This is a genomic window from uncultured Ruegeria sp. (assembly GCF_947489545.1).
Taxonomy (GTDB): domain Bacteria; phylum Pseudomonadota; class Alphaproteobacteria; order Rhodobacterales; family Rhodobacteraceae; genus Ruegeria.
Window position 1 is genome coordinate 1 of sequence record NZ_CANLDZ010000037.1, and the last position, 25,797, is coordinate 25,797.

Here is a 25,797-nt window from a genome sequence, read left to right on the forward strand (position 1 = left end):
CCGGTGTTGATGGACAACTGATCTATATCGAGCCGGGTAAGTTCATTCAGGCGCAGGTTTGTGTCATTCAGCGTGACCCGTTCCCAGTTGCGGAAGTTCTCTGCCGTGTTGCTGATGGTCTGGCCATGCAGCGTTAGCTGATCGTTATCCCCCGCACCACCATCCAGAACGTGGGATCCGTCATAGGTGCTTTCGGCAAAAATCGTGACGGTATCGTCACCCGCACCGCCATAAATGCCACCGGTGAAGCGGCCACGTTCCAAGGTCAAGGTATTGTTGCCCTCACTGCCATAGACATGGCCGGTGATGCTTCCGCCTGTCACAATCAGTTTGTCGTTCCCCGCATCAAGACGAATATCCCCGGTGATTGTCCCTGCAGAGGTGATGGTCGCTGTACCGTCGTCGCCTGCGCCAGGGGCACCAGCCGCCCCGAAAGTCATCGTGTGTATCGCAATGCCAGAAGCCCCGGCATTCACATTGGCGGTGCTGGCGATATCAATTGTCCCGGTGTCGCTGGACATCGTTCGGATCGCAGCGCCGTTTCCTGATCCGCCCTTCACAGTCCCGTCCACATCCACGTCAAAGCCTGTTGCACCCTGAGCGCGGATGCCGTGTGCATGTGCTCCGGAAACCGTAACCTCGGCGTCCACGCCCAACTTAACAGTCGCCTGCCCACGGATCGATGCCGCCACAAGCCCGCTAGCAACTTCCCCAATCGTGGTGATTCTACCGCCATCCATCTGAGCAAGCGCAGTGCCATGGCCATTGGTCAGCGCAACAAGCCCGTGGGCTCGGTTACCATCTGTACTGATATCCCCTTTGGTCATGCGTGCCGTCGATGGCGCAGTACTATCCTCGTTGCCGATCGACGTCGTAATCCCACTGGACTGTTCCCCAACCGTGGTGACTGTGCCATCCTCCATTTGAGCAAGCACGGCGCCGGTGCCCCAGGTGTTCGCATAAAGCCCATTAGCCCAGTCACCGCCTATATTAATATTCCCTTTGGTCATGCGCACTGTCACACTGCCTGTAACATCCCTCGTGCCAAAGTAATTCGGGCCGATTTTCGCCAAAATCCCGAAACCGGTTGCTCCAGTCGTGGTGATTGTTCCGCCGTCCATTTGCACAGAAATATCACCTTCGCCGTCACTCACTCTTTCCAACCTCACTCCGGAGCCACCCACCGTGATGGCAGGGTCGGCTGGAAGTATCAGAGTGAGCCCGTCTGACCCGGTATAGGTGATGCCATCAGCGTAGGGGTTAGGGCCGGTGCCAGTGGGAGCGTCACATGTGACTGTATCTTGTATGACAGTACCTTGTTGGCCTTTTTGCTCCGCCCCACACTCATCGGCCGCATACGCCGCGCCGCCGGTGATCAGCACAACAACCGTCGCCACGATCAAAAGCCCTGGAGCAATACTCACCACCTGAGCCTTGAACCTGGTCAAACGACCTGCACGGAACAAAACGTGGAGCGGGCGCAGGGCGGTTTGGATATCTGAGAACTCATCTGTCATACTAAAACTCTCCTGTGAGGGCCATCGCCAACGTGTTTGAACACAATCTGGAAATGGCACCGCCCATTCCGCAGGGCGGACAGTTAGTTGGCATACATGCGGGAATTGATGCTGGCATCGGCCGGAGACGTTGCTTCTGCGTCGTCGTACCAGTCGTGATAAAGTGCGAAGGGGTCATATCAGACCCCAAACCGCTGAAAGCCACTGCGCGCGTCACTGGGATCGGGTATGATCGCGTCAAGCCATCCGATCCGAAAGCCGTGATCGGTTCGCCAATTGATCCACGCGTGATGAACAGCCTGGGGCCGGATGTCAGAGTATCGGGGTGATGTCACCGGTGGGTGCTGCTGTCTGCGCCAAGGCGCGGCGCCGGAACTCGAACCGGAAAGCCGATGAAACCGTAGACACATCCGGACCGCAGATAACAGAATGAATCTATCGCAAATTTTGGCGATTTTCAGCCAAACACCCTGGGGGCAATCGATGCTTACCATACTAAATACTAGAACCAGCTTGCAGTCTTTGAGAAATTCCCAAGTCCTATGTTTGCATAGACACCAGCTATGGTGATCTGCGCCTGCTGGGTTCTAATTTCATCAACATGGACAAGAGCCTGCATATGTTCAGTCTGGCTAGCCGAACAGTCGCTCAGTTGAAGCGGAAGCAAATTAGTTCCCGCTCACCCGCCATTTGCGACCTGACTCTGAATGTCCGGTTTTCGTAGTTTGCGACTTGCTGCAAGAGCCAAGCTCAAAACATCGGTCAAGGTCCTCTGTGGGTGGCTCCTGCATTGCAAGAGTTTTTTAGCGATTTTCGCGGTCGTTTCGTCAGTACTGTCGTCTGTCCGGCCTGTTTATGTTTTGGCATTGCCTCCACTGGCCCTGATGAATTCCGCGAGCGAGGTTCCAATCGGCTTATCGACCTCGGAGGGCCGCTGACCTTCCCGGAGTGTCCTTGCTCTTGGTTGACTTAATTCCGCATCATCACTTCAACGTCTTGCATCTCGTGGGCAGTCTGCGCGGTCAGAACGCTGGCTGCCGGTATTCCTGTTTCTTTGTCAGCATCGCCCAGATGGAACGCGCTGCCTTGTTTGCCATCGCGACTGTTGCCAGCCGAAACGGTTTGTCGGCAATGATCTTGGCTGTCCAGAGATCGACCTTCTCTGGCGACCGTTTTGCCATGACCGCGCGCGATGTCATACCCACAACCAGCAGCTTTCGAATGTAGCGATCACCCTGCTTGGTGATCTTGCCCAGTTTCTCCTTGCCGCCGCTCGACTTGTTGAGCGGGGTGAGGCCCAGCCAGGCGGCCAGATCTCTTCCTGTTCGGAACTGATGCGCATCGCCGATCGTGGCGACAATCGCTGAGGCCGTGATCGGCCCGATCCCTGGCATGCGCATCAACCTGCGCGCATCTGCGTTCAGCAGGGCATGTTGCTCGATCATCTTGGAATATCCGTCGATGCGCTCGTTCAGGCCGATGAACTGATAGCACTGAATGCCGAGCATGCCGGTCGCGATCTCCGGCATGTCCGGGTGAACCCCAGCCAAGTGACGCTTCGCAAAAGCCGTCACCGCTTCGATCCCAATGGGCAGAATATGGCCGAACTCGCGCAGCAAGCTACGGATCATATTGGCCAGCTGGGTGCGCTGCCGGACGGCCAAATCCCGCGTACGATGGATCGACAGAATGGCCTGCTGATCTTCAGTCTTGATATCTACGAAGCGCATGGTTGGACGGCGGACCGCCTCGCAAATCGCTTCTGCGTCGACGGCATCGTTCTTTCCGCGCTTCACATACGGTTTGACATATCCGGCAGGCATGAGCTTCACATCATGGCCGAGCTTGCGCAACTGACGGCCCCAGTGATGGGATGAACCGCAGGCTTCCATGCCAACCGTGCACGGTGGCAGCGTCTCAAAGAACGCCAGCAGCTTCGCGCGCTTGATCGGCTTGTTGAAAATAACCCGGCCGTTCTCAGAAATGCCGTGCACTTGAAAAACGTCCTTGGCCAAATCGAGGCCGACGGTCTTTACTGTCATTGGGTGGCTCCTTTCCTAGCAGTCGTTGATAACTGCACTTTGGCGCATTGCGACGCCGGTGGAGCAGGAGCCACCCACCTCATCCGCTCTGGGCTCTTTTTACCAATTCAGGCTTGTCACAGAGAATATCCGCGGCGAGCCCAACTTGCCGAATGCTGCAACAGTCGCGAATGATCGCTATACGAAAAGTGTCATTCTAGAATGGACCCGCTGAAATGCCGAAGAATGTATCAATACCTCATGCAGCCGATTTGCTTAGAACGGCGAAACGTGTGCTCGTAGTGGGGTGTTCAGGAGGCGGAAAAAGCACGCTTTCGCTCAAAATATCTGAGCGTTTCAACCTGGAGTATCTATCGTATGACCGGGACGTCCGCTGGTTGCCCGGCTGGCAGGTTCGCGACCGCGAGGAGCAGCGTCAGATTGTTGCAGATTTGGTGAGAAGAGATCGGTGGGTCATGGACGGCACAACTGTGTCTACATTCGATCTACGTCTTCCTCGGGCTGATCTTTTGATGTGGGTTCGAGTTCCAAGACGCGTCGCACTGGGCGGCGTCGCGCGAAGAGTTCTTGTAAACTACGGCAAAGTTCGGATCGATATGGCAGAAGGATGCCCCGAGCAGTTGCCTGATCGCGAGTTCCTGACCTTTATTTGGACCTTTGAGACGAGGGTTGCGCCGCGCTTGGTGAGTGCCATTGATCGCTTCGGTCCAGACGTTCCGATCGTAACACTTTCGAAGCGAAGCGAATTCCCTGCATTGTTTGATGTCAAGTATCCTCCATTCAGCCTTGCCTCGCACAGCCAATCCTTAGATGGAGACTGAATCATGCCCCTGCTGCAACCGGGTGATCTCGTGCGCTTCGTTTCGCCAGCCAGCCGCGCGGAACCGGGTGCAATTGAACGACGCGCTGAAGTTCTGCGGTCATGGGGTTTGCGGGTCGAAATTGGGCCGCACGCGTTCGATAAGATGGGCTATCTCGCAGGCTCGGATGAGGTGCGCCTTGCCGATCTCACCAACGCCTTACTTGACCCAGAGGTGCGCGCGGTTTTTACAACGCGCGGCGGCAAGGGGTCATATCGTATTGCCCATCGACTGCCTTTTGACGCAATTGACCGCGACCTCAAGCCGCTGATTGGATTCAGTGACATCACCGCACTTCAAATGGCCCTATGGCGAAACAGCGCGGCCCTCAGCGTCCACGGCGCTTTGACCGGCAGTAATGACGGCCAGCTCAGTGATATTGCAGCACGCTCCTTGCGCTCCGTCTTGATGGAGAGTGAACCGATCACAGTCAAATCCGATCCCGCCATTGAATCCGGGGCGCTGACAACAGAGGGGAAAGCAAGTGGCACGCTTATCGGCGGCAGCCTTACGATGTTGGCTACTGCCGCCGGGTGGGCGCTACCCTCCCTGCGCGGGGCAATCCTATTGATCGAGTCTGACGGGATCGCAATCGGTCAGTTTGAGCGGGACCTGACCATGTTAGTGAGAGCGGGTCATCTTGAAGGCATTGCAGGCGTTGCAATCGGCCACATCAGCGGCACTCCTCCGAATCCGCCGATTGATGCAATCGGATTGCTGCGTCAATACCTTGAGGGGTTTGGCGTTTCGATCCTCGGCGGGCTTCCAATTGGTCACGATCCAGATGCGCGCTCCGTCTTGATTGGTGCCCAAACGCAAATCGACGCAGATTCAGGAACGCTAACACAGCCTGCCAGAGCTTAACCTATCAAACGCGGATCATGTCGGCAGTTCTGATAACATCAGCGATCAGATTGCTTAGACCCAAACCGAAACAGCCGATGATTTTTGCCGACTAAGCAGGTATCAATAGGGTTGGAGATGCGGCAGCAGGGAGTTTGGGTCACTCCATCGCCATGGCTCGTGACTTTTGTGAGAACGCCGAAATCTTAGAAGGTTTTCCTGTGTGACTGCTCTAATACTTGTCCCATACAACTGAGTCACCGCAACCAAAGGATCACGCCACACATATTCTGTGTCTCCCCAGAACATCGTCACAAGTCTGTTAGCTCGGTTCTGTACTAAGTACATTTCGACCATGGTTTCTGAGAATACAAACGCACGTTTATGAGCAAAGCGCTTCGCGGCGATTTCATTCTTAAGTGCGCCATCAATTAGAGCTTGGTCTATCGCCGAGAAATCATTGGCTTCAACAACTAGGTCGATGTCCTTATGTGGACGGGGCGGGATTATGCCAAGTGCTTCCTCTGCCCAGCCACCGCACAAAGCTGCTACAATCCTCAGTTCCGCCAGCTTGGCTAGAACGGTTGTCACTGTTTCAGGCGTATTCATGCATCTCGATCCGTGGTTATTGTTCGATTGTGGTCGGCGGCGATAGGAAAGGATCCCGCAAGCTCAACAGATTTACTCTGTCGGTCGGTCTGCATCGCGCATTTGGGCAAAAATTGCATTTGCAACTTCTTCAGGCGTTCCTTGAAAGACGGTGACTTGATCTGCGAGTGACCTGTATACAAGCAGGCGCTCCAAGAACTTCGGACGCTCGATTTCTTCACTGAGATTGAGACCGCGTTGAACCTGGCGAGACACAATAGTATTTGCGCATTCGGCTGGGTCCGCGTTCGGCAATAGCAAGACTGAATGCCCAATCTTCTTCACCGCGGACCTGTTTTTTTTCGACGGTTTCGATTTCAACCTCAGCAATCATAAAACCCGAAGAAAGAGCCCCGACACACGGTTTGGCACGCTGGTAGATGTTCTCGAAGAACAGTTTTGAGTTTTCACGCACGTACTTGGCGTAACCATAGTCGTTTATGTACTTACCAATGTATCCAGGTCCGGACATGAATCTTCCATCCAAGTCGATGAACTCGCGGCCAAGGAGCTTTGCGAGATGGGGTCCGGATGAAGTCTTTCCGACCCCACCAGGTCCAATGAGAAAAACGTGCTATTCCATATGAACACTATACCAGCGAGTGACTTATTCGCACGCTCACAATTGCATCGAATGCGACCGTAACGGACGTTGGAGTTGAAGCAACGAACGGCAGCAGAGTCCGCTCACCTGCTATTTGCCACCTCGTTCTGAACGTCAGGAATGTGCGGTTCGCGACTTGCTGCACATGCGAAAGAAGGAGGCTTGGCCGACGACGGCAATGGGCTCATTCGACCAATTCAGGATTGTCGCAGAGAAGGTCCGCAGCGAGCCCAAAGTGCAAAATGCTGCGATACTAAAGAATGACTACTTTATTAAATGGAGGCCAGAACATCCTGTTGTTTTGTGTGCCTTCCAGCATCACCTTGCGGAGGTATTTCTTCCCCCCAAAAAAGAGCCCGGCATGAGGCCGGGCAAGTTTGTGGCGGGGATCACCACACAGGAAGATCGGAGTCTACTCGTCTCTTGCGAAATCCAACTGTGATTGAAGAGTGAGACGACGCGGTTACCAAGTTTTCTTACGCCACTCCTAACCTTGTGAGAGGGGCGAGGGAAACCACTTTCGCTGGGGGCGCCAGAGGCACTTCCAGCGGTGTGCTGGAGTTTTCGAGAAACTCGCGGACGAGCCTAGGCAGTCGTGTGAACAATCCCTTTTCGATCAGTAACCGTCTGGCATCTGCTATGGTGCCGAGCGGGCCAGCGCTTGGTCCACTACCGATAACAGACGGATCAAGAATATCTTGCCGCGTGGTAGAAAAGGAATGAACCACCGCCGGGTAAGCTGCTCTCAAAATACCGCCCCCTTTCAGGGTAGAGATACATTGTCGTACTAAGTTGATCTGATAAATGTTCAGATCTGAAGCCAGTAGAAGCTCGTTGATCCGGATATTGTCGTTCAAAGATACCCCGGCGACTGGTGACGGAAGCAGTGCGGATGCACCGTCACTGATGAGCGCAATTACGTTCGTTCCAACTCCACTATTTGTCAGCTTATCAGTAACAATCCTTGAGGCATCCAGCCCTTCCGCGTTTGGAATTGGGTGGGATGCCGCCAGCACCTCGCTTCCGTCGATCTCTCGATGATTTTCATGGCTTGTTACAGCGATTGCATCTTCCGCACTCACATCTCCGAAAACGTTGAGGGCGGTGTCCATCATGGTGCAGGCATCATGACCAACAGCTATGACGACGGTTTTGTGATTTAACGTCAGGCTGGACTTTGTTCTCCGTAACTCAGTCTCTAAGGGCGGAGGGCTTTGTACGCCCACCTGCATCGCACACGACAGACTTTTCAACGCTTGGAGTGCCATTTTGAAACCTCCCGATGTAATTCCAACTCGCCAATGAGGAGATGAAAAAAGCTCTGAATCAATCGAGTTTTCGGAACGAAATACGTGAGGAATTCGCACAAGTGTTCAGCAAGGATGCGATTAGAGCGCGCAAAATTCATAGCTTGATGAAGATAACACCACAAAAGATCGCGCATCCGGACGCCCATCTCCATCGGCTGACGGATTCGCCGAGAAGAAGCGTTGAGATGATGATTGCGAACAAAATGCTGGATTCACGAAGCGATGCCACGAGAGCAATGGGTGCCTTCGTGAACGCCCATACCGCGATCCAATACGAGCCGAGTGACATCAAACCAGCGGCAGTGCCAGTTTTCCACGCTGGTTTCAGGCCAGAAAATGCACTACGGCCTCGGGCGGCGGCCGAGTAGATGAGCATTCCAATAGCATCACCGATGACCATCCAAAGGATAAACCCGGAGGAAGTGCCCGCAATTCTTGCGCCTATGCCGTCAACTAATGTGTAACTCGCTGTGAAACCGGCAGTACCGATCACAAAGAACAGTGCCGTCCCCCGAAGGCGATCTATGTGGCCTCCTCTCAGGGCCATCACAAAGATGCCCACCGAGATTAGGCCGACGCCCACCAAACTACCGCTGCTGAATGCCTCGCCGAGAACCAGCACGGAAAACAGAGTCACCAGGAGCGGTGCCGTACCTCTTGCCAGAGGGTATGCTTGGCTGAGATCAACCCTTGCATAAGCTTCCACCAGAAAAATCTTATACCCAGTATGAAGCAATGCTGCGGCTACAATCCAAGCATAGGCGGAGCTATCGGGTTGTTGTACGAATGGGAGAATTGGCAGCGCAGCAAGGGCTTGAACTATCGCCAAAAGTAGTACCGAAGATCTGCGGTCAATATCCAGCTTTACAACAGAGTTCCATCCTGCATGCAGAAGAGCAGCAACAAGGATCGCCAGAAATACGTGGGTTTGCATCAGTTACTCCCAAAACCATTTTTTTAGCTCTTGCTCCCGGTCCATGATGGATATTCCGACATCCTTCAGCGCACTCCGACCGAGCTTTGCCAGCGCGCATCTGGATCGGCGGTTTCTCGCCCATAGTTTGAAAGTTGAGACTAAAATACTTGCCACTTCGTGTTCGCTTCGGTGAATGTGATCTGATTAGTGATGAAACGACTTCTCGCATTAGATAAGCACTTATAAAATCGAGATTTTCTCAAATCACTAGTGAGGATTTAGCACATGAAACGAGGAGTTTTACCTCTGAATGCGCTAAGGGCATTCGAATCTACAGCGCGCTTGGGCAGAATGCGTGATGCAGCTGACGAGCTTGGGGTGACATATGGCGCCATCAGCCGCCAAATCAGAGGGTTGGAAAAAACCCTAGGTATCGTGCTGTTTGATGGGCCAAAAAACAAGCTAGAACCCACCGAGGCGGCGCTTCGGTTGTTGCCTGCTCTTACCTACGGATTTGATCGTATCGAGGAAGCGGTCAATAAGGCCATGCAGGAAGAAGATCGGATCATAGACGTGTCTTGTCTTGGCACTTTGAGCATGAGGTGGCTAATCCCCCGCCTTTATGACTTTCACGACAAATTCCCCAAGATTGACATTCGCCTCACAACAGATGACGGACCGGTAAACTTCGCAAAACAACACTTCGATGTGGCTATTCGTGTAGGTAGTCCTGACCGAGCTGAACACAGCTATGAGCGACTATTCGACGATGCTGTTGGTCCAGTGCTGAGCCCGAAGATCGTTCCTAACGCAGGAATTCTCCATCCCAATGACATGAAAGATATTCCTCTGCTTCACACCAAAACCCGCAAGGACGCGTGGGCAAATTGGTGTGAGACGGTTGACGCCGATTTGCCGCACGAGGGTCGGGAATATGAGCATTTTTACTTCATGCTTGAAGCGGCGACAGCTGGGCTTGGGGCAGCACTTGCACCTCAAATCCTCGTCACTGATGACATTGATGCTGACCGCCTAGTGGCCCCTTTTGGCTTCCAGAAAACCGGCAACTTTTACTACGCAGCTTTTCGGCCTCGCTCCGGTCCACAGATAGCTGCGTTTATTGAATGGTTGGTTACGCAGGCGCAATCGGTCGATTCATGACCGGATTCAGCTCTGTGTAGAATCCTCACATACAAAGTCAGATACTTTCGATTGTGTCAAATTGAGACTCTGCGTTCTAAAGTTGTCAGTTTTGTAACGCTTTTATGAAGGAGAGCCAGCGATGCACGCGAACATTATTTTAGAGGATACAACACTTCGTGACGGTGAGCAGGCCCCTGGAGTCGCCCTTTCTGCTGAGAAAAAGCTGAAGGTCTTCGATGCTCTGCTCGGTGCGGGCGCGAAATGGCTGGAAGCTGGAATCGCCGCCATGGGCGGTGAAGAAGTGAAAGCCCTTCATCAGATGCTTGAGCGCAAGGACGAAGCAACCATTGTCGGGTGGAACCGGGGCGTTCGAAGCGACCTAGAGACAACACTGGGCTTGGGATTCCGAGCCATTCACATCGGTCTGCCAACGTCCAGTGTCCATCTGAAACACAGTGTTGGCAAAGACCGCTCATGGCTTCTTCAGGCGGCTTCCGACATCATCAAGGTAGCCAAAGACAAAGGGGTCTTTGTGTCCATCAGCGCGGAGGATGTGGGACGAACCGAAATCGGTTTTCTGCAAGAATATGCGTCTCACGTTGCGGATGCCGGTGCTGACAGGATCAGGCTTTCAGACACAATCGGGATGCTAGATCCAAAAGGATATGCGTCCCGCGTAACGGCCGTGAAAGAAGCTGCCGAGATTGATGTTCAGTGTCATTGTCACAACGATTATGGGCTGGCCGTTGCGAACACTTTGGCGGGGTTGGAAGCCGGAGCGCGCTATTTTCATGTTTGCGTCAACGCCATGGGTGAGAGAGCGGGGATGCCTGACCTTGCACAAATGGTTCTGGCTCTTCGAGACTTCCACAAAGTGGATGTCGGCATTGACACGACCAAGCTTTGGAACCTGTCGCGAACATTGTCGGATGCCACTGGCCAGGGGTTCCCGCCCTGGCAGCCGATTGTGGGTGACAATGTTTTTGCACATGAATCCGGAATTCATGTCAACGGTGTGATCAGATCGGGAAAAACCTTTGAGCCAATTGATCCGATTGACGTTGGTGGACATCGCCGCCTGGTTCTTGGCAAACATTCAGGTCGTGCCACGCTCAAGTACCACTTGGAGCAGTCCGGGGTCACGGTGAACGATGATCTCTTGCAGGGTTGTCTGGATAGCGTGCGGGCAGTCTCCATCGCGACCGGCTCCGAAGTATCGGTGGAAAGGCTCAAGGAAATCTACAGCGATGCCGAACGGCAATCCCTGCCGGAGGGTGTACACTGATGGCTATCGTGAATGACATCATCGCCGCCCATTCGGGTGGTGAACCGGTGGAGGCCGGTCAGCTCGTCACCGTCAATGTGGATAAAGTGTATGTTCAAGACGGTAATTCTCCGACCATAGCCAAGATATTTGGCGACAACGGGTGTAACTCAGTGTTTGACAAGGATGCCGTCGGCATTTTTTTCGATCACTCAGTCATTACGCCGAACATCGCAATCGCCAATCGCTTGAAGGAGGCACATGCATTCGCCACGCAACTCGGTGTGCAAGTTTTTCCGCAAGGTGCAGGCATTAGCCATGTGGTTGCGCTGGAGAATGGCTGGTTTGGACCCGGGGAGATCGTTATGGGCTCCGATTCCCACACGTGCACAGGTGGGGCCGTACAAAGTCTTGCCTTGGGTATGGGTGCGTCTGACATCGCCGCTGCTATGATGACCGGCGAAGCTTGGCTAAAAGTACCTGACACGGTTTGGTTGAACATCAAAGGCCGGCCTCTCTCCGTGACAAAAGCCAAGGATGTTGTTCTGCATGTGCTGGCAACGCTTGGCCAGGAGGACTTCCTTTATCGCTCAGTCGAGTGGATGGGGCCTTGGGTCTCCGAACTCTCACTCGACAGCGCGGCGACAGTTGCCAGCTTGGGGGTCGAACTCGGCGCAAAATGCGTGTTTTTGCCCGATGGTGCAGGGCGGCCAGACGGAATGCGTCAGATCAAACCAGACGCGGGCGGGCGTATTCTGGAGGTCGATATCACCGATCTACCACCGATGATTGCCAAGCCACACTCGCCATCGAATGTCGTTTCCATTGATGAGATGTATCACACCGAAATCGACTATGTTTTTGTCGGCAGCTGCACCAACAGCAGGCTGGAAGACATTGCGGATGTCGCTCATTTCCTCACGGGTAGGAAGGTCAGCGATCGGGTGCATTGTTTGGTGACGCCCGGCTCGAAGGCCGTGTATCTCGAAGCTGTTGAAAAGGGATACATCAGCGCACTTACGGAAGCAGGTGCAGTTGTCACACCACCGGGTTGCGGTTCTTGCCTGGGCACCCAAGGCAGCATACCGGCAGATGGTGATCGCGTTCTGTCCACTATGAACAGGAATTTTCTTGGCAGAATGGGGAACCCAAAAGCGGAGATCTATCTGTCGTCGCCGCTAGTCGCAGCACACGCAGCTGTTCACGGGCGAATTCCCTCCGTGGAGGACCTGCTATGACTGAGAGCCTGAATGTAAGAACACGTCGCATCTCTGGCGTCATTTCCACAGATGACATAATCCCCGGCCGCTACAAACATATGCACACTGACACGTCTAAACTGGCTCAGCATGTATTTGAAAACCGGTTCCCAGGCCTGGCGGCGACTTTCAGCCCCAACGATCTGATCGTGGCCGACGATACGTTCGGAATCGGGAGTTCACGGGAACAAGCTGTTAGTTCTCTGCTTGCAGCCGGTGTCCGCGTAGTTGTTGCTCCACGCTTTGGGCGAATTTTCTTCCGAAACTGCTGGAACCTTGGGTTGTTTGCTATCGAAGCGGATGCCCTCTGCTTCGCGGAAGGCGAAAAAATCGTGGTGAACATTGCTGGTGGGACACTGATCGGTGCGGATGACATCGTTCACTTTTCACCACCGCCAGAACGGATGCTGGACATGGTGGCAGCGGGTGGCCTCATCCCGTCAGTGCTCAGCAAGGTCAAAAGACAACCGGTAGAACTCGAAGGGAGCGTGGATCATGCTTAGATCAAGCATCAACGGATTGCCCGAACGCCGCCGTGGAGAACTGCGCAGACGGTTGACCGGCAAAGGGCCAGTTGTTTTTTGTGAGGCTCACAATGGCCTTTCGGCAATGATTTCCGAAAACGCCGTATCAACGACCGGGGAAAAATTCGACGGCCATTGGGTTTCGAGCCTTACATGTTCGGCTGCGCGTGGATTACCTGACATGGAGATCTATGTCGCTGAACGACGCCTGGAAATGATCGAGGAGATATGCTTTGCGACCGGCAACCCCGTTATCGTTGATGCTGATACCGGAGGTGATGCCGTTAGCCTGGAATACTTGATCCGTAGGTTGGAAGTTCTCGGTGTGTCCGCGGTTGTCGTAGAGGACAAACGCCACCCGAAACGCAACAGTCTTGATGGCACTGAGCTGGATCACCTGGAGGAACCATCGGTTTTTGCGCGGAAGATACGCCGGGCTAAAGCCGCGATGCTCACCGACGACATGATGTTTATTTCCAGGCTGGAGAGCTTAATTGCGGGTGGCAATTTGTCTGATGCTCTCAGCCGCGCGGAAACATACATCCAAGCTGGCTCCGACGGTATAATGATCCATTCAAAAGATCAGACGCCCGATGAGGTTTTCGCATTTGCCGACGCCTTTCAGGAGCTGCGAAGCAGCTTCGACAAATACATCCCGCTGATGTGTGTCCCAACGACTTACAACACGGTCAACGTGCAGGATTTGGGCGTGCGTGGGTTCGATATCGTAGTTCATGCAAACCACCTTCTGAGAGCGGCGCATATGGCAATGAGTTCTACCTGTCAGCAGCTCCTTGAGAGCGGGATGTCTGCAGTGTTGGATAACAAAATTTCGCCGGTGAAAGATCTATTTTCCCAAACCGGCTACTACGACGCAATGGAACGCGACAACCGCGTGATAGAGGGGGCATAGCCAATGAAAATCGCTTTGTTCACAGGTGATGGAATCGGCCCCGAGATCTCGGCGGCGACAAATAACGTTCTGATCACGGTTCGCGACCAACTTGGGCTCAATCTGGAAATTTCTGCTCAGCCCGTTGGGCTGAGTGAACTTGACCGCTACGGCACAACGGCACCAGCCAGTGTTTGGGACTTGGTGAAAAACTGTGATGGCGCAATTCTTGCGCCGCTTTCGACTTACGCATATCCAAAACCCGAGGATGGTGGCGTAAATCTGTCTTCGGAATTCAGGACCAAACTCAACCTTTCTTCAAATGTCCGGCCATGTGTATCGCTATGCGACGTTGGTCAGGCGATGGATCTCGTTGTCGTTCGTGAAAACACAGAGGGTTTTTACGCTGTGAGAACGATGTTCCAAGGCGCCGGGGAATTCATGCCTGATGCAGACTCGGCATTCGCGATAAGGAAGATCACCAGAGTTGCAACCCGACGGGTTGCCCAAACAGCTTTCGAGCTGGCGGCAGAGCGTCGCAAGAAAGTATCTGTCATCCATAAAGCAAATGTTCTCAAACTGTCGGATGGGCTATTTCTTGATGAGGTCCGCCAAGTGGCCAAGCAATATCCAGCCATTGAGTTGGAAGAGGTGCTTGTGGACGCAGCTGCGTCACTGCTTGTTCGTGAACCATCATCGTTCGATGTCGTTTTGACCAGTAATATGTTCGGGGACATATTATCCAATCTGACCGCTGAACTATCAGGGGGACTAGGGTTGGGACCGTCTTTGAATATTGGTGAGAATTTTGCCGTCGCTCAGGCGTCTCACGGTTCGGCTCCCGATATTGCTGGGCAAAATATCGCCAATCCGGTTGCTCTGACTTTGTCTGCAGCGATGTTGTTGGATTGGTACGGGAACCAACCGTCTGCTTTTCGCAAACCATACCTCATGGCGGCATCGACAATCAGGTCAGCAGTTCGAGAGGTGCTGGCTCGGACGAGTTCCAGAACACGGGATATGGGTGGAAGCACGTCAACGACAGATTTTTCCCAATCCGTGTGCAATGCGATACCTTCGCTCCTCGCATCAGCGTGACAGGTTGATTTGTTGAAAGTAAAGGGCATTTGCGCTACGCAGGTGCCCTTCAATCACTCCTAGAACACAGCGTACATCATCTAAGCTCGCGGGAATGAATGCAGACCTACATTTTATTTGGCTGGAGGTCTGGTTTGTCCGCGTCTTTCCTGTTCATGCGGCGTGCAGTGAATGTCGATCCATACCGGACCGGCCCTTGGTGCAGACCGCGGCGAAGGCGCCGGGGGAGCCCAAAGTGCGTAATGCCGCGTTTCGAACGAATGACTGGTTTCAAGACGCCAACATTTATGTCGCGCGATTTGCAGTTCTGGTATCCATCTTTAAGGTACGAATGCTAGCAAGCACTCCGCCGCCGATGATGATCAATATTCCACCTGAAATGACACCAATGTCTGGGTATTCATCAAATCCAACAACGCCCAATATCATTGCGAATATCAGCCATGAGTAATCAGCTGGCCCGACAACCGACAGCGGCGCAATGCGATATCCCCGGATCGTGCAATACTGCGCGAGGACCGAAAGCGGTCCAAGCGCAAAGCACCCTAAGACAACAGCCATACTGACGGATTTCCACTCGAAATATGCCGGGACGCACATCAGCAGAACGCCAAAAGCGCTGATGTGAAGCATCATAGAGAGCGCGCTTTCGGTTTGGCTCAGTAGTCGGATAAGCAACCCTTCGGAGGCCATCAAAAAGGCGCTGAGCAATGCAACTGAAGCCGGAATAGCGGCGAGTCTACTTTGGAATGCCCCCTGAGAAAACATGATCAACACTGCGCCTGCAAGCGATATCAAGACCGCAAACCCATGGCGTACCCCAACGTATTCCTTCAGGAACATAACTCCAAACAGAACTGTCACGACACCGTAGAGAATGCCGATAGCCGATGCGTCTGCTACAGGCATATGTGCGGATGCCCAAGTAATTGCGGCGGCGCCAGAGCACCCAAAGACTGCGCGTATAAAATGCCGGAGCGGTACTTTGCTTTTGTACTGAACAAAGGATCCCAAACGCACCGCCAAACAAAACACCGTCACGCAAGAGCCGATGTACCGCAAAAACAGGATTTGAAATGTTCCAATGGCCCCGTCGGCAAATTTGGCGGCAGCAAAGATAACAGTGAACAGGGCTGTGCTCAGCAGTACCCAAAGGATGGCCTGAGCATTGGTATGAAATGATGACATGAAAAACCTGTTGATGAATTTGTTATTTCTAAAGACCGGTTCCTATTGCAATCAAACGAGTTATATTCAACGTGAGTGAGGAAATTTGATGCAGACTATCAACGCAATATCATTGAATGCACTGCGCGTGTTTTCATTGGTAGCCCGGCATATGAGCATCAGGAAAGCCGCAGAATCGCTTGGGGTAACTCCGGGCGCGGTCAGTCACCAGCTCAAGACGTTTGAACATTCTTTGGGGGTTCAGCTTTTTGTGCGGCGCAACAACGCGATTGATCTGACGGACGCAGGCGCGCGGCTGTTTCGACAGTCTGCGCCCAGCCTTCAAATGCTTCACACTGCGCTTGAGGATGTCGTTCGCGACACGAACGAACTTCGCGTTCGGTCTACGATGTCATTTGCCGTACGTTGGCTGATACCTAAGCTACATCTCTTCAAGTCGAAGAACCCAAATGCCAGTGTTCAGGTTGAAACGTTCTATGATATCGACAATCCACCGACTGGAACGGCTGATGTGACAATCAGTTACTTCAAGCGCGATAAATGCCCGGATGGCGCACGCATCCTTTTTCATGATGTCTGCCGTCCGTATCTTGCGCCTGGATTACTGTCAAAACTAGTCGACCCACTGGACGTCGCATCTATTCCCGCTCTTCAATGCACAAAAGGGAACTGGGATTGGCAGCTCTGGCTCGCCGAAGCTGATAAAAGCGACATGCAGCTTAATTTTGCTGAACATTTTGACCTGGATGATGCCGCCTTGCGTGCCGCATCTGCGGGAATGGGAATGGTGCTTACATCCGATTTTATGGTTGAAAACGATGTCGCCGAAGATCGTCTTGTTCCGTTGCCCAATAGCAAAGACATCAATGTTGGATATTATACCCTACGTGTTGATGGGCGTGAAACAGGATTGTCCAAGCGATTTGTTAGGTGGTTGGAAAGTGCAGCTGAAAGCCGCCATTAATGTCAACGCTGCGAAAGCTCAGTAGGCCCGCTCATCTGCCTTAGGTCACTGGCCGGTTTGCGCCGTTCACGACTTGCGGAACGAGCGAAGCCTCAAAGTGCGGTGAAGGTCTGGTAAGGGCTCATTCGACCAATTCAGGATTGTCGCAGAGAAGGTCCGCAGCGAGCCCATGCGTCCAACTTACTGTAGCGCGGCGCATGTTGGGTTCCGGTAGTTGGCAAAAGGTGTATCCTGACATAACCCTTCCAAACAATGAGGACCGTAACTCTGTGCCAACACAGACAATCAGCAAGCGCGTGCCCTGGATCCTTGCCTTGGGAATGTTCGTTATTGGTACGACGTCGCTCAGCATATTGGGCTTGGGACCGGCGCTGACCCGCGATCTGGCCACGGACCCAGCAGACGCGGGGTGGCTCGTCACAGCATTCGCCGCAACTTTTGCCCTGGCTGCACCCCTCGCGCAATTCACCCTTGGGCGACGTCTCGCACCCCGAACGCTTATCCTTGCGGGCGCGAGTATTCTCGCAGCTTCCCTAATCTGGTCAGCGCTGGCGACGTCGTTTCACACCCTTCTCTTTGCACGCATCGCGTCCGCCTTTGGCGGCGCGCTCATCGCGCCCACTAGCGCAGCACTTGCCATCTCTCTGGTCCCTGTGGACCGGCGCGGTGCAGTCTTGGCCACAGTCTTTGCCGGGTTTACCCTTGCAACCGTTGGCGGCGTGCCGATTGCGACGTGGCTGACGCTGTGGCTTGGATGGCGTGGGGCCATTGCGGCCATAAGCCTGGCCGCGCTCCTCTTTGTTGCTTTGGCAGCGACCTATATGCCGCGCGATACAGACGCAGCACGTGCGCCACGGAAACAGCCCGCAAAAAGCCTGCGCCTCCTCGCACCAGTGCTCCTGCTTATGGGGACAGTGGGCATGCTATCGACGCAGTTTGTCATCTATGCACTGATGGGGGAATTGCTGGGACAACAGTTCGGTGTCAGCGCAGGCGGCCTTCCAATCGCAATCCTCCTGTTCGGCGTTCTAGGTGTCGCGGGGAATGCCGTCGCAGGCGCGCTTTCGGATCGCGTTGGACCCGGCCCTTTGGTTTGGGCGAGTTTTGCTGGTCTCGCTGCGTTTCTGTCTCTGATGCTTCTCGATCTGGGGCCATACCTGGGTACGGTGGTTCTTGCTGGATGCGCGTTCATGGGCACCCTGTTCGCAACGCCTCAACAAAGCCGTCTTGTGCGTTTGGTGGCTGAGGAGCACCACGGCTTTGTCCTCGCACTCAACTCGTCTGCAAATTACCTCGGCATTGCGGTGGGGTCAGCACTGGCAAGCGCGCTCGGTATCATTACTGGGCTTTGGGCGCTGCCCGCTGGTGCATTGGGTCTGCTGGCTCTGACAGCTGCGGTGACGGTTGCATTCGGTGCCATCAATAGATGAGAGCGCGTCAAAGTCAGTGCGAAAACGTCGCCATGGGTATATTGGCAACGTAAACCCGGCTGACTTTGAAGAGAGGTCAGCCGGATCTTTTGAAACTGCCCACTGAAATGGGGCAAGACGACTTACTTCCAGTTGAGGCAAGTTGAAGAGAATGACCGAAGTGAGACCATTGCTGGAGCGCCAACATGTCATCGTCACTTAGCTTTCGTTATGCTGAGACAACAGATGCGCCTGCTATTGCACGTTTAATGAACCATATGGGATTTGATCATTCGGCGCAGGAAATAGAACGTCGTTGGAACCTAATAGGCTGCCACGAACAAGACCATCTTCTTCTTGCGCTGGAAGGCCTGGTACCCGTGGGTGCTGTAGCAGTTCATATTGCCCCTTTACTCTTTTATCCTCAGCCTTTGGCTCGGATCACAACGTTAGTGGTCGATAGTTCGAAACGAAGGCAGGGCATAGGGAAGGCTTTGGTCAATGAGGCAATCTCGCTGGCGCGAAAGTCTGACTGCGACACTATTGAGTTGACGACGGGTCTTGCTCGCGACGAAGCGCACGCGTTCTATCGTTCAATAGGTTTTCAAAACTCAGCCTTGAGGATGAGCCGTCGGCTTTAGACCCGGCCCGAAACCCCTGATGACTTGGTGTGTTCGACGGGCTGCGAAGTCCCGCATTTTACCAGTTCGCGCACCGCGCCGCTCGCAACGGTGTTTTTCCCGAACCGGCCGTTCGTGACCGACGCGGCCAAGGTTCAGAAAGAGCCCAGAGTCACAAATGCTGCGCTCGTCATGAATGTCGGCTTAATGAAAATGACCAGATAACAAAGAAGCGACGAACAGGGGTTTGGATAGCTGAGTTAGTTCCGCGCGGATGAAGCCGTTAAAATGCCAGATGCAACCATTGCTCCAGCACCACACTTGTTCAGTACACCTAGAGCCAGTGTGTTTTTGGCCCCTTTCCGAAGACCGCTTCCAGCAAAAGCACTTATGACTGCTGCTAGTATTGCGATGATGCAAAACGTAGCACCCAATACCAGAAACTGGGGCAACGCTGCCGTTTTCGCATCGACAAACTGAGGTAGGAACGCAATGTAGAAGATCAGCGCCTTGGGGTTAAGCACAGCCACCAGGAAAGCGGGCCAGAACGGGCTTTTCTTCCCCGAGTGGCTTTCCTTGTCTTCTGTTGTTCCACCGGCATTTGACACCCAAAGGCGTATTCCCAAATAGATCAGGTATGCTGCTCCAGCCAGTTTCAATGCCGTGAAGAGTTGTGCTGAGGCCAGAAGGATAGCACCTGCACCAAGAAGTGATACTGAAATCGATACCACCAATCCGAGTGCCAAGCCGGGTAAAGCTGCAAATGCTCTATAGAGGCCATCATTTAGCGCCAGTCCGATCATGAACAGCATTGCAGGACCCGGCACAAGCATAAGGGCAGAACTTGCCAGCACGAAAGTCATGTAAGTTTCAAAGGTCATTGGCACATCCATTCATATTGGATGGAACTTGCCAGCCGCAGGATCAAAAGTCTAGGAACGCTGAACTCTCTTGGTATGGTTCGGAGAAACGGTCATTGGCGCAGTCGCAGCGAAAGCGGGCTTTGTCCGCCATTCTGCCATCTGACACTGGGATTTGAACGTCCGGAATGTGCGACTTGCGACTTGCTGCATGTACGAAAGGCGGAAATGGGATCAACGGCAGGTTGGGGCTCATCTACCAATTCAGGCTTGTCACAGAGAAGGTCCGCAGCGAGCCCGTTTATCAAAAATGCTGCACAGCGACCAAAGTCCGCTATGTTTGGGCGAACCTGAAAGAAAAGGTAGGTCGCCATGACGCCCCAGCGAGTTTCATTGATTACATTAGGTGTTGCCGACCTCGAGCGATCAAAGATGTTCTACTCTGATCTTGGTTGGACCCCCGCTCCCCGTGGTGGCGACACGATCGTATTCTATCAGCTTCGAGGACTCGTCCTTGGGCTTTTTGGACATGACGCGCTAGCTGAAGACCAGAACAGACCCGCGAATGAACTTGGGACCGGAGCTATGACGCTCGCACTCAACATGGTTGACCGTGAGGGCGTCGATAAAGCCTATCAAAGCGCCCTGCATGCGGGCGCAACGTCATTAAAGGAACCACAAGAAGTCTTTTGGGGGGGATATTCGGGGTACTATGCCGATCCCGACGGCCATGTTTGGGAGGTAGCTCACAACCCATATTGGTCTCTTGAAGATGACGGTTCTCTCACCCTCCCTGAGCCCAGCTGAGTTCCGAGTTGCTGCGCATAGCAGCCATTAGTTCCGCCGTAGCGAAAGACCGGTTTTCCCGCAGCCCTGCCATCTGTGAAGCGCCTGGGAACGTCCGGAATGCGCGGTTCAGCACCTTCTGCACAAGCAAAACCACAAAGTGCGGTGGAAGTCTGGTGAGGGCTCTTTTGACCAGTAGTCCTTGCGATCCGCAGTGAACGACGGCACCGAGCCCAACTTTTCAAAATTCGGCAGCGCAGCTGGGGTCTGCTCCGGCTCAGTGCAGAATGACACCTTAAGCTCCAAGCACGCGTCTGCCGTACTCACGTAGATTGCCGTTGGGATCGACGTATCGGTAGAGGGTGACGGGTTTTATGCCAAGCTCTTCACAAAGTTCGGAGACGGAAGTGTCCCTGTTTGCCATAGCTGCCTGAGCCATTCGAACTTGGGCTTTAGTGAGAGCGAACTTTCGACCACCTTTACGACCACGGGCACGGGCGGCTTGAAGCCCAGCCATTGTACGTTCCCGGATCAGTTCACTTTCGAACTCGGCCAATGCGGCGAAAATCCCAAATGACAGACGGCCAGCGGCGGTCGTCGTGTCGATCTGCGCCCCCAGGCCTGTGAGCACCTTCAGCCCGACGCCTCGTTCGTACAGCGCGGTTGTCGTTTTCACCAGATGGTTCAGACTGCGCCCCATCCGATCCAGTTTCCAGATCACCAGAACGTCGCCTTCACGCAGGGCTTTTAAACAGGCCTCCAGGCCGGGGCGTTGATCTTTCTTGCCTGAGGCCTGATCGGAATAGATCTGGTCGGAACCGACACCAGCGGCGACAAGTGCATCCCTTTGCAGATCGAGTGACTGGCTACCGTCCGCCTTGGAGACACGGGCATATCCAATCAGCATGGCGTTCCTTGATGGAAGCGCAACCGCCAGGCCCCATCACTCCTGCTCCGGGCTGATAGATCGTCTGCCCGAAACGGTCGAAGGCGAAGGCGCGGTGTCAGAAACTCGGATTGCTCAGTCATTCAGCCTATTTCTCAAACGAACGTTTGTGATGCGTCGAGGAACTCCGGGCTTTCTGTCGCCCTTTATATCCCTTAATTCATATCACAATCATCAATAAGCAAACCCTCTATAGAAAGCAAAAGAAACATGGCGCATCGCAATTGTTTGAATTCTGAGAATGTCATGCCGGCTAGATTCATAGATCCATTCTATCGAAAGATAGATTATATCAATTATATAGAGCGCATCGCAATTGTTTGAATTCTGAGAATGTCTTGTTGACTAGATTCATAGATTTATCCTATCGAAAGATTGATAATATCAATTATTCGATAGCGATTGAATTGAAGTGCTCATCTAGTTCAACCGCAATGCCTTCGAACTCTATGCCCCAAGATTTACAATGGTTAGCTGGAAACACATCTTCTATCCCGCCCAAGCTTGAATAGACCTCCATTATGGGGTCGATTACGGCTCAGTGCTAAATTGTACGTTAAGAAAATGAGTTATTGAATAATAACGGTATTTTCTGCGACCGGTTTACGCGATGCCTTAAATTATAAGACTCGTAAGACTTTGTTATTATTCATAAAAATTCTTAGATCGCTTTTCTGCACCGAGCCGAAATCGACCCCGCGAAGGGCGAAAAGGTCGAGCTGCAGGCCCGGCCGGAAATGCAATCGAAACCGGCTGCGCAGGGTGATGCGCCCCTGCTCCGCCGAAAGCAATAAAAATTCCAGCGAGGCCACCAAGCCGGCAATAATTCCGTGAGTGCAGCCGACTTTCTCTAATCTCGTATGCAAGTGCGCGAGCGTGAAACCGAGGGGAAACGCGCTCGCGCAACCCGACAAATCGTCTTTCCCCGATCTGCCTTTGCGGGGGAGTTGTGCTGAACCCCGCATTGGCGGAAATAAACGAGAGCTTTTAATCTGACAAGGACAAAAGTGCTAAAGTCTGTTGCTGAATCACAACGTTCGCCTTAAATAAACGGTTTTTAAATAGACGGGTTTTTAAATAAACGGATTCTATATTGATCCGGTGCGTTTTAAAGGGCATCAATCACAGCGCGCACGGGGGTGTGCCGTAATACCAACCGAAACAAACCGAGTGAAAACATGAAAAAGATTCTACTTACATCAACCGCGCTGATTGCGACCGCAAGCGTTGCAGCCGCCGAAGTGAAATTCGAAGGTTACGGCCGGTTTGGCTTGGGCTATGTCGAAGATCGAGGCGATACAGCCGATGACGTTATTTTGGTTTCACGCTTTCGCCTGAACATTGATGCCAAAACGGAAACCGACACCGGGGTTGAATTCTCGGCCCGTGTGAGACTGCAAGCTGACGAGGACGCCGACACCGGCGAACAAAAGGCTGCCGGTCTGAACGGCGCGCTTTTCTCAGTCATCTATGGCGGCCTGCGTGTTGATGCGGGTAACGTCGGGGGCGCAATCGACAACCTGGACAACTACTATGGAACCGAACCGGGGCTTGAAACCTTCCTCGGCCAGTATAGCGGAGTGGACTACGATTTCCTTGGCTATTCCTCTGACGGAGCTGGTTCAAACGCTGTGTTCTTCCAGTACAAAATCGGCGGCGGGGCGGTCAGCGCATCTTATGACCAGGGCGACCGGGACCGCTGGGACATCAGCGCGGCCTACACGTTCAACAACGTGACCGCAGCTTTGGCCTATGGTCAGACAGGGGCGCCGACCGATGGCGAAAAAGAAAGCCTGGTTGTTCTGACGCTGGGCGCAGAAGTGGGCGATGTCTCAGGCTCTCTGTTCATTGCAAACGATGATGTGGACAAAGAAGAAAGCGGCGTGGCCTACGGTTTGTCAGGTGCCTACAGTCTGGGCGCAGCAACCACGCTTCAATTCGCCTACGGTGATGGAGGAGCGGGCGCCCGTAACGTTGGCGTTGGCGCAAAGTATGACCTGGGCGGCGGCGCATCGCTGCTCGGCGGAATCGGCCAGATCCAGAGCGGGGACGAGGACGGCCAGCTTCGCGCGGACCTAGGGGCGCAATTTGCTTTCTGAGTAAGTTAACCTGTTAACGTTGAGAGCGGGTCGTTTGGCCCGCTCTTTGTTTTTGAGGAGCGAATATGCCCATGCCCAGGATCGGATACGCCCGCGTCAGTTCCTCAAGCCAGGATCTCGACATCCAGAAAGCCAAACTAAAGGCGGCAGGATGTGAGCTGATCCGCTCGGAAACAGTTTCCGGTGCGTCCCGCGATGATCGTTCAGAGCTGACCACAGTGATGGAGTTTTTGCGTGACGGCGATGAGCTCGTCGTTCATCGTTTGGACCGCCTTGGCCGATCCACTCGTGATGTGCTGAACCTGGTGCACGAACTCGACGCCAAAGGCGCGTCGCTTCGCGTGCTTGAACCGTAAGTCACCACGGCCGGAGATAACCTGCAGCAGTTGGTTGTACAAATCCCGTGCCTTGTGTTGCGTGGCTGCGCGCTAGGTTTCAGCCGACACACCGACCTTGGGCCGTTCGCCAGATATTGAAAAGTCAGGTGTCTGCGACCGTTCATCGGCACTGCGCTAATGTCGGCGCGCGGGCGCGGCCTTCTAATAGCGGGCCGAAGCGATCAGAGAGACAAGTTCATCAAACTCGCGCCGGGTGATAAAGCGATGCTCTGTGCAATATTCTGCCTTTCGGGCGTCCTCTTGTCGGCAAGCGCGAATGAGTTGCAAAAGCGCGTCTTCGCCAGTCATACCTTCATCACCGATCAATGGAAGAAATCGTTTCAAGAACTCTGTCGTATCCGATTGGTGTACAATGACCGTATTCCATGCGGGGATCACCATAAGCGCTTGATTTCCGAGGCCCCAAGTCCAGAACGTCCCATCAGGGAAACCGGTTTCTGGGCCTGAGATCCACCAAAGATATCCGTGCCCCCATCTCAAACCGCTATTCCCAGTTTCTGAGAAGTCCTCGGTTATGAGGCTCGCCCACCCGTCAGCAAGAATACGCTGCTCACCGGAAACTCCGTTGTTGAGATAGAGCGCACCAAACTTGGCGAGGTCACGAGCAGACATCCGAAACATCGCGGCTCGGTGCTCTGAAAGACTGGGATCTGCCTGATAGGACACGGCGGATCGATCAAAATCAGCCATGTTGATGGGCTGCGCGATATTGAGATCGAAGGCTTCTGCAATTTCAGTGCCTGTTGCGCTCTCGAAGACAGTCGTAAGCGCATTGTAGTCCCAATTATTATAGGCCCAAATGGTGCCTGGCTGGTTTTCGGTATGACCCAAGCGCTTGTCGATCTCTGCGTACAACCCCGCCGAAGCGGCTGCCGGATGATTGATGCCTGACACGCTGCGCAGCAAATGTCTCACAGTTGTCTGGCGCTGTAGCTCCGTCAATGGCACAGGCGAGTCATTAATCCCAAGTTCCTGAAGCGTTGCATCCAGAGGCAATAGGCTCACATCTGCGTGGAATTGCTGACCGATCAGCGCGCTTAGGAACGATTTTCGAATTGAGTGAACGTTGTAAGGTATAGACAGATCGCCAAACGCGCCGACGACCTGCCCATCAGTCATAATCAAAAAGGAATCCGTGCTCAGGGTCGAAACATGGTCGAAGACGTTACCCAATCCGTCAGCACTCCAGCCAAATTCTTTGGCCTCGGTAGAGTCGAGGTGAGTGACATCAATCAATCGTTCGGGAGCTTTAGGGCGTGAGAGACCATTCTCTCCAGTCAACACAAGGTAGGTCAGGGCAACAACAACGAGTGCCACAACTGACATTACGTAGGTTATGGCGCGGCGTGCCTTCATGTGTCTTTTTCCGTTTCAAAATCTATCGAAAGAAGTTTGCTTTGAGTAACTCCACGACATTGAAATTTGGATTAGCCGTACTTATTGAGAGCTTCGGACACAGACAGTCGCGGTACCGACAAGAGCCCATTGGGTTTGGTCTCTGCAGCTTCCATGTCGAGATTGAAAATCTCGTATTGATGTTCCGCCTCATCGTCGAGACCTGTTACGATGACATCAAATGTGTAAGAGGGTTCTTCGGCAATGAACCA

At 53.5% G+C, this 25,797-nt stretch carries 27 protein-coding genes and 1 pseudogene; 15 read left to right on the forward strand and 13 right to left on the reverse strand.

The window, feature by feature from the left end:
- Nucleotides 1–1,517: pseudogene (locus Q1B13_RS25425) on the reverse strand (hypothetical protein); the annotation flags it as partial.
- 53 nt (nucleotides 1,518–1,570) lie between these two features.
- Between Q1B13_RS25425 and Q1B13_RS25430 the strand changes: the two are divergent.
- Nucleotides 1,571–1,846 carry a hypothetical protein gene (locus Q1B13_RS25430; protein ID WP_298938436.1) on the forward strand — a complete coding sequence of 92 codons (276 nt, stop codon included), beginning with the start codon at nucleotides 1,571–1,573 and terminating at the stop codon, nucleotides 1,844–1,846.
- A gap of 693 nt (nucleotides 1,847–2,539) precedes the next feature.
- Here the strand turns inward: Q1B13_RS25430 and Q1B13_RS25435 are convergent.
- The gene (locus tag Q1B13_RS25435) at nucleotides 2,540–3,559 is read right to left on the reverse strand and encodes an IS110 family transposase (protein ID WP_299085507.1); all 1,020 of its coding nucleotides are present in this window, start codon (nucleotides 3,557–3,559) and stop codon (nucleotides 2,540–2,542) included.
- Between the two features lie 455 nt (nucleotides 3,560–4,014).
- On the opposite strand from Q1B13_RS25435, the gene Q1B13_RS25440 reads away from it, so the two are divergent.
- The gene (locus Q1B13_RS25440; protein WP_299800746.1) at nucleotides 4,015–4,380 is read left to right on the forward strand and encodes a hypothetical protein; all 366 of its coding nucleotides are present in this window, start codon (nucleotides 4,015–4,017) and stop codon (nucleotides 4,378–4,380) included.
- A 3-nt stretch (nucleotides 4,381–4,383) separates the two neighbouring features.
- The gene (locus Q1B13_RS25445) at nucleotides 4,384–5,283 is read left to right on the forward strand and encodes an LD-carboxypeptidase (RefSeq protein ID WP_299085510.1); all 900 of its coding nucleotides are present in this window, start codon (nucleotides 4,384–4,386) and stop codon (nucleotides 5,281–5,283) included.
- 102 nt (nucleotides 5,284–5,385) lie between these two features.
- Here the strand turns inward: Q1B13_RS25445 and Q1B13_RS25450 are convergent, their stop codons facing one another.
- The 5 genes from Q1B13_RS25450 to Q1B13_RS27110 all read right to left on the reverse strand — a co-directional run bounded on the left by Q1B13_RS25450 (nucleotide 5,386) and on the right by Q1B13_RS27110 (nucleotide 8,914).
- Complete coding sequence (locus tag Q1B13_RS25450; protein WP_299085511.1) at nucleotides 5,386–5,871, reverse strand: hypothetical protein; 486 nt, start codon at nucleotides 5,869–5,871, stop codon at nucleotides 5,386–5,388.
- Between the two features lie 217 nt (nucleotides 5,872–6,088).
- The gene (locus tag Q1B13_RS25455; protein WP_299085552.1) at nucleotides 6,089–6,472 is read right to left on the reverse strand and encodes a shikimate kinase; all 384 of its coding nucleotides are present in this window, start codon (nucleotides 6,470–6,472) and stop codon (nucleotides 6,089–6,091) included.
- Between the two features lie 518 nt (nucleotides 6,473–6,990).
- The gene (locus Q1B13_RS25460) at nucleotides 6,991–7,782 is read right to left on the reverse strand and encodes a DUF4147 domain-containing protein (protein WP_299085513.1); all 792 of its coding nucleotides are present in this window, start codon (nucleotides 7,780–7,782) and stop codon (nucleotides 6,991–6,993) included.
- A 136-nt stretch (nucleotides 7,783–7,918) separates the two neighbouring features.
- Nucleotides 7,919–8,758 (reverse strand): DMT family transporter, encoded by an 840-nt coding sequence (locus Q1B13_RS25465; protein WP_299085515.1) that lies wholly within the window; start codon nucleotides 8,756–8,758, stop codon nucleotides 7,919–7,921.
- A 3-nt stretch (nucleotides 8,759–8,761) separates the two neighbouring features.
- Nucleotides 8,762–8,914, reverse strand: a complete 153-nt coding sequence (locus tag Q1B13_RS27110) for a DUF1127 domain-containing protein (protein WP_366871137.1) — start codon at nucleotides 8,912–8,914, stop codon at nucleotides 8,762–8,764.
- A gap of 111 nt (nucleotides 8,915–9,025) precedes the next feature.
- Here Q1B13_RS27110 and Q1B13_RS25470 point away from each other — a divergent pair, with 111 nt between their 5' ends.
- The 6 genes from Q1B13_RS25470 (at nucleotide 9,026) to Q1B13_RS25495 (ending at nucleotide 14,920) form a co-directional block, all read left to right on the forward strand.
- Nucleotides 9,026–9,901: a LysR substrate-binding domain-containing protein gene (locus Q1B13_RS25470; RefSeq protein ID WP_299085518.1), complete on the forward strand. Its 876-nt coding sequence runs from the start codon at nucleotides 9,026–9,028 to the stop codon at nucleotides 9,899–9,901.
- Nucleotides 9,902–10,022: 121 nt separating this feature from the next.
- The gene (locus Q1B13_RS25475; protein ID WP_299085519.1) at nucleotides 10,023–11,168 is read left to right on the forward strand and encodes a hypothetical protein; all 1,146 of its coding nucleotides are present in this window, start codon (nucleotides 10,023–10,025) and stop codon (nucleotides 11,166–11,168) included.
- Nucleotides 11,168–12,385, forward strand: coding sequence for an aconitase/3-isopropylmalate dehydratase large subunit family protein (locus tag Q1B13_RS25480; protein ID WP_299085521.1), 1,218 nt, complete (start codon nucleotides 11,168–11,170; stop codon nucleotides 12,383–12,385). Before Q1B13_RS25475 ends, Q1B13_RS25480 begins: the two co-directional genes overlap by 1 nt.
- Nucleotides 12,382–12,909 (forward strand): 3-isopropylmalate dehydratase, encoded by a 528-nt coding sequence (locus Q1B13_RS25485; RefSeq protein WP_299085523.1) that lies wholly within the window; start codon nucleotides 12,382–12,384, stop codon nucleotides 12,907–12,909. Before Q1B13_RS25480 ends, Q1B13_RS25485 begins: the two co-directional genes overlap by 4 nt.
- Entirely contained in the window at nucleotides 12,902–13,843 is a 942-nt protein-coding gene (locus tag Q1B13_RS25490; protein ID WP_299085525.1) for an isocitrate lyase/phosphoenolpyruvate mutase family protein, read from the forward strand. Before Q1B13_RS25485 ends, Q1B13_RS25490 begins: the two co-directional genes overlap by 8 nt.
- Before the next feature lie 3 nt (nucleotides 13,844–13,846).
- Nucleotides 13,847–14,920, forward strand: coding sequence for an isocitrate/isopropylmalate dehydrogenase family protein (locus Q1B13_RS25495; RefSeq protein ID WP_299085527.1), 1,074 nt, complete (start codon nucleotides 13,847–13,849; stop codon nucleotides 14,918–14,920).
- Nucleotides 14,921–15,205: 285 nt separating this feature from the next.
- On the opposite strand, the gene Q1B13_RS25500 is transcribed toward Q1B13_RS25495, so the two are convergent.
- Nucleotides 15,206–16,108 carry a DMT family transporter gene (locus Q1B13_RS25500; protein ID WP_299085529.1) on the reverse strand — a complete coding sequence of 301 codons (903 nt, stop codon included), beginning with the start codon at nucleotides 16,106–16,108 and terminating at the stop codon, nucleotides 15,206–15,208.
- 88 nt (nucleotides 16,109–16,196) lie between these two features.
- On the opposite strand from Q1B13_RS25500, the gene Q1B13_RS25505 reads away from it, so the two are divergent.
- From Q1B13_RS25505 to Q1B13_RS25515, 3 genes are all read left to right on the forward strand, one after another.
- Nucleotides 16,197–17,072 carry a LysR family transcriptional regulator gene (locus tag Q1B13_RS25505; protein WP_299085531.1) on the forward strand — a complete coding sequence of 292 codons (876 nt, stop codon included), beginning with the start codon at nucleotides 16,197–16,199 and terminating at the stop codon, nucleotides 17,070–17,072.
- A gap of 296 nt (nucleotides 17,073–17,368) precedes the next feature.
- On the forward strand, nucleotides 17,369–18,502 hold the full coding sequence (locus Q1B13_RS25510) for an MFS transporter (protein WP_299800750.1): 1,134 nt from the start codon (nucleotides 17,369–17,371) through the stop codon (nucleotides 18,500–18,502).
- A 185-nt stretch (nucleotides 18,503–18,687) separates the two neighbouring features.
- A complete protein-coding gene (locus Q1B13_RS25515; protein WP_299085535.1) occupies nucleotides 18,688–19,122 on the forward strand; it encodes a GNAT family N-acetyltransferase in 435 nt (144 codons plus the stop codon).
- Nucleotides 19,123–19,361: 239 nt separating this feature from the next.
- Here the strand turns inward: Q1B13_RS25515 and Q1B13_RS25520 are convergent, their stop codons facing one another.
- Nucleotides 19,362–19,982 carry a LysE family translocator gene (locus Q1B13_RS25520; RefSeq protein ID WP_299085537.1) on the reverse strand — a complete coding sequence of 207 codons (621 nt, stop codon included), beginning with the start codon at nucleotides 19,980–19,982 and terminating at the stop codon, nucleotides 19,362–19,364.
- Between the two features lie 351 nt (nucleotides 19,983–20,333).
- On the opposite strand from Q1B13_RS25520, the gene Q1B13_RS25525 reads away from it, so the two are divergent.
- Entirely contained in the window at nucleotides 20,334–20,768 is a 435-nt protein-coding gene (locus Q1B13_RS25525) for a VOC family protein (RefSeq protein ID WP_299085539.1), read from the forward strand.
- 274 nt (nucleotides 20,769–21,042) lie between these two features.
- Here the strand turns inward: Q1B13_RS25525 and Q1B13_RS25530 are convergent, their stop codons facing one another.
- Nucleotides 21,043–21,654 (reverse strand): recombinase family protein, encoded by a 612-nt coding sequence (locus tag Q1B13_RS25530; RefSeq protein WP_299085541.1) that lies wholly within the window; start codon nucleotides 21,652–21,654, stop codon nucleotides 21,043–21,045.
- A 659-nt stretch (nucleotides 21,655–22,313) separates the two neighbouring features.
- The gene (locus tag Q1B13_RS25535; protein ID WP_299800752.1) at nucleotides 22,314–22,658 is read right to left on the reverse strand and encodes a hypothetical protein; all 345 of its coding nucleotides are present in this window, start codon (nucleotides 22,656–22,658) and stop codon (nucleotides 22,314–22,316) included.
- Between the two features lie 213 nt (nucleotides 22,659–22,871).
- Between Q1B13_RS25535 and Q1B13_RS25540 the strand changes: the two genes are divergently transcribed.
- Both Q1B13_RS25540 and Q1B13_RS25545 read left to right on the forward strand, forming a co-directional pair.
- A complete protein-coding gene (locus Q1B13_RS25540) occupies nucleotides 22,872–23,792 on the forward strand; it encodes a porin (RefSeq protein WP_299085545.1) in 921 nt (306 codons plus the stop codon).
- 71 nt (nucleotides 23,793–23,863) lie between these two features.
- Entirely contained in the window at nucleotides 23,864–24,148 is a 285-nt protein-coding gene (locus Q1B13_RS25545) for a recombinase family protein (RefSeq protein ID WP_299800754.1), read from the forward strand.
- Nucleotides 24,149–24,331: 183 nt separating this feature from the next.
- Here Q1B13_RS25545 and Q1B13_RS25550 read toward each other — a convergent pair whose 3' ends face one another.
- Together Q1B13_RS25550 and Q1B13_RS25555 are read right to left on the reverse strand one after the other, a co-directional pair.
- Complete coding sequence (locus tag Q1B13_RS25550; protein WP_299085548.1) at nucleotides 24,332–25,546, reverse strand: serine hydrolase; 1,215 nt, start codon at nucleotides 25,544–25,546, stop codon at nucleotides 24,332–24,334.
- A gap of 71 nt (nucleotides 25,547–25,617) precedes the next feature.
- Nucleotides 25,618–25,797 (reverse strand): hypothetical protein (locus Q1B13_RS25555; protein WP_299800755.1); only part of this gene is annotated, 180 nt, incomplete at its 5' end.